Origin of the sequence: Simplicispira sp., from assembly GCF_028687295.1 — a bacterium.
GTDB classification, from domain to species: Bacteria; Pseudomonadota; Gammaproteobacteria; order Burkholderiales; family Burkholderiaceae_C; genus Simplicispira; species Simplicispira metamorpha.
Genome location: NZ_JAQUAL010000121.1, coordinates 1 through 1,128 on the forward strand (window position 1 = coordinate 1; position 1,128 = coordinate 1,128).

Sequence of the window (1,128 nt, forward strand, 5' to 3'; positions counted from 1 at the left end):
CGCCCACGCACAAAAAAGCCGCCGCCCGCAGCACTGCGCGGACGGCGGCTTTTTTGCGCGCTGGTGTTATGGGCGCACCACGATGCTGTTGCGCACCTCACGCACATGCTGGGTGTTGCGGGCAATCGATTCGGCCCGGTCTTTTTCTGCCTGCGACTTGGCAAAACCGGACAGTTGCACGGTGTTGTTGAGTGTTTCCACGCTGATGGCTGCGGCAGAGACGACGGGGTCTTCGGTCATCTTGGCCTTCACGGCGGCAGTGATGCCTGCGTCATCGACATAAGCACCCACGGTTTGCTGGTGGCGGGCTACCGAGCAGCCCGTGGTGACGATGGTGATGCCTGCAAGAGCGGCAAAAGCGATGGCGCGTACATATTTCATGGTTTTTTCCTTGGTGGATGTTGGGGATGGGGCTGTCAGTATCAGGTATTGCTGCCCTGCCGACGCGACAGCAGCAACACTGCGGCCGTCAGCGCTGCGCCGGTGGCAGCGGCAATCGCCATGGATTTGCCGGGCTGGTTTTTCACGTACTCCGTGGTAGCGGCGGTGCAGTCGTCCATCTGCCTGCGCAGCACAGCATGCTTTTGCGCGCAGTAGCCAATGCTGCGCGAGGCCAAGGCCTGCGCCTTGGCGGCCAGGTCGCCGATGGCGGGCTCTGCGCTCTCGCGCAGTCCCTGCACGCTGTGCGCAGCCTTGTCCAAAGACTGGTCGGCGGCGCTGCGGGTGGCTTGGATGGCGCTTTGGGCGCCTTGCAGTGCGCTGTCCGTCAGGTGGCGCGCGGTATCGGCCAGATGCTGGACGGTATCGCTGGCTTGGGTGCTGGCGCGGGTATCAGTGGAGGGGGTGTTGGTGGGTGTGGTGTTCATGGCGAAAGTCCTGAATGAGAGTGGAGGCTGGTCGGGGTGCGTGACAGATCACCGTCGCTTGATCAGACCGATGACAAAACTCACCACGGCCATGATCACGAAGATGAAAAACAAGATCTTGGCGATATCCACAGCCCCGGCGGCAATGCCACCAAAACCGAAAATGGCTGCGATCAAGGCGATGACCAGAAAAACGACGGCGTAGTGCAACATGCCTGGCTCCTTGTGTGGTGGTGCGCTGTGCAATCGACTGTAGGTGGTG

The 1,128-nt window shown here is 61.4% G+C and carries 3 protein-coding genes; all 3 read right to left on the bottom strand.

Annotated elements, in window-relative coordinates; genetic code table 11:
- Positions 1-66 precede the first annotated feature (66 nt).
- From PHX69_RS12425 to PHX69_RS12435, 3 genes are read right to left on the bottom strand one after another with little or no spacing between them, the layout of a single operon-like run.
- Positions 67-381: a BON domain-containing protein gene (locus PHX69_RS12425; protein ID WP_288044046.1), complete on the bottom strand. Its 315-nt coding sequence runs from the start codon at positions 379-381 to the stop codon at positions 67-69.
- Positions 382-422: 41 nt separating this feature from the next.
- Positions 423-866 carry a hypothetical protein gene (locus tag PHX69_RS12430; RefSeq protein ID WP_288044048.1) on the bottom strand — a complete coding sequence of 148 codons (444 nt, stop codon included), beginning with the start codon at positions 864-866 and terminating at the stop codon, positions 423-425.
- Between the two features lie 48 nt (positions 867-914).
- On the bottom strand, positions 915-1,079 hold the full coding sequence (locus tag PHX69_RS12435) for a DUF1328 domain-containing protein (protein ID WP_119013821.1): 165 nt from the start codon (positions 1,077-1,079) through the stop codon (positions 915-917).
- Between the last annotated feature and the right edge of the window lie 49 nt (positions 1,080-1,128).